The organism is Thermogutta sp. (assembly GCF_014359955.1).
Lineage (GTDB): Bacteria > Planctomycetota > Planctomycetia > Pirellulales > Thermoguttaceae > Thermogutta.
The window spans coordinates 1-1805 of the sequence record NZ_JACIYL010000853.1 but is presented as its reverse complement, the minus strand read 5'-3'; the positions used below and the strand labels follow the sequence as shown (position 1 = coordinate 1805).

The following is a 1805-nucleotide window of genomic DNA, read 5'->3' as shown; positions in this document are numbered from 1 at the left end:
ATGGATCCCTCCGCCCCGGTCGACGATTTGCGTCCCGTCCTCAACCACTTGCAGTACAGTCTGGTCCCGGAGGATGTCAAACAACTTGCCTTCCAGGTGGAGGTCAAACTCAACCAACGCGCCGTACGGTGAATGCTCGCTACCAAGTTTCCTGAAAGCATACACGTGTGGCGTGCGGGCCCATTTTGACGGCCAAATATCTCACCACCGGTTGCGGTGGATGCGCGTGGGGTCGAAGCGGTCCACCGGGGCCGGTTTCTCCGCAGGATAGCCCACCAGAATAAGGCTGTGGGGAATGACGTGGTCCGGAATGTTGAAAATGTCGCGCATTCCCTCCACACGCTGCTCGCGGGGATAGACTCCCGTCCATACCGCCCCCAGACCGAGTCCGTGAGCCGCCAGCAGGATGTTCTGGGCCGCGGCTGCACAGTCAATAACCCAGTAGCCCTTGGAGAGCTCCCGGGTCAGATCGCCACACACCAGGATGCCCAGGGGAGCCGTCCGCGCAGGCTCGGCATTGGGAAAACGCGCGGCAATTTCCATCAGCGTGGCGCGGCGATCGATCACCACAAACTGCCAGGGCTGAGCGTTTCTGGCGCTCGGAGCAGCCATCCCCGCCCGCAACAGTTTCTCCTGGATATCCTCCGGTACGGGACGCTCTTCAAAAGAGCGGATGCTCCGCCGCGTGAAGATGGCTGTCAAAACGTCCATCTGTCAACCTCCCAGACATTTTTGCCAATTCCGGCAGGTCAGGATTCCGCCACACACTCTGGCGCGGCCGTCCCCAATGATACGTCGTCCTCACCTTTGGACCCGGCCATTCCCCCGGGCAAAACCCGGCCGCACTGCTCATTGATCCTCTGCGGGGGTATCAGCGTAGAAAGATAGTCTAACACATGGGGAGCGGTCGCTGAATCGCGAACACGAAACGCAGAGGCTCGGCGGCCTCATCGGACCGTGTTGCTCCGGGCAATACGGCGGTGAAGGTGTTGAAGGCTGGCTCTGCTTGTTACAATGACTCTACCTTGACTTGGGCAGTCAACAGACTTGCGATCTTCGGCCATCCCATCGCGGGATGATCCATCCCGACTTTTGCAGGAACGGATGAGATGCCGACGGACGCGATCTGTTGGTAGGGGCAATTCATGAATTGCCCCAACGGTTTAACCGGCAACTGAGCCGAGTAGTTGGAGCCCGTTGGGCTAAATAGATGATCCAAGCTTGAAAAGCGGACCTGACAGGCAACTCCCGGCAGGTTGAATCTCGCTGCCGCGCCAACCGGTGCGGATGTCCGGGTCCCCATGGGTACGGGGAAAGTGGGGTTGGGTCGGCACCGCGGCGATAAGTTTGGCCGGGTTTTCCCAACGAGCACGCTCAGCATCTTAAAAGAAGGATCCAAGATATTCATGATTCGCATCGGGGACAACGGTTTGCCACAATGGGACTATCCCCGTTACGAAGCCGGGGAAAAAGTCGCTCTGTTCATTCCCTGCTACATTGACCAGTTCTATCCCCAGATTGCGCAGGCGGTGGTGGAAATCCTCCATCGTCTGGGCATTCCGATTGTCTATCCGGAGGAGCAGACGTGCTGCGGGCAACCGGCTTTTAACTCGGGCTACTGGGAGGAAGCCCGCCGCGTGATCCGACACTTTTGCCGGGTGTTTGCACCGTATCGGTACATCGTCTGTCCGTCGGGATCCTGCACGGCCATGTGTCGGGTATTCTTCGAGCAGGCAGATCCTGAAAATCCGCAAGCCAGAGAGGTCGGCCAGCGCGTGTTTGAGTTCACCGAGTTTCTGGTCAAT

The 1805-nt window shown here is 58.7% G+C and carries 2 protein-coding genes; one reads left to right on the top strand and one right to left on the bottom strand.

What is annotated here, in order from left to right; all coding sequences use genetic code 11:
* Positions 1 to 201: 201 nt before the first annotated feature.
* Positions 202 to 711, bottom strand: a complete 510-nt coding sequence (locus H5U08_RS17575; protein ID WP_297036086.1) for a nitroreductase family protein — start codon at positions 709 to 711, stop codon at positions 202 to 204.
* A gap of 695 nt (positions 712 to 1406) precedes the next feature.
* On the opposite strand from H5U08_RS17575, the gene H5U08_RS17570 reads away from it, so the two are divergent.
* A partial coding sequence (locus tag H5U08_RS17570) for a (Fe-S)-binding protein (protein ID WP_297036083.1) occupies positions 1407 to 1805 on the top strand: 399 nt, incomplete at its 3' end.

Excerpts from the sequence above, each read along its gene's own strand:
- H5U08_RS17575 (WP_297036086.1), bottom strand. The coding sequence starts at position 711 with ATGGACGTTTTGACAGCCATCTTCACGCGGCGGAGCATCCGCTCTTTT.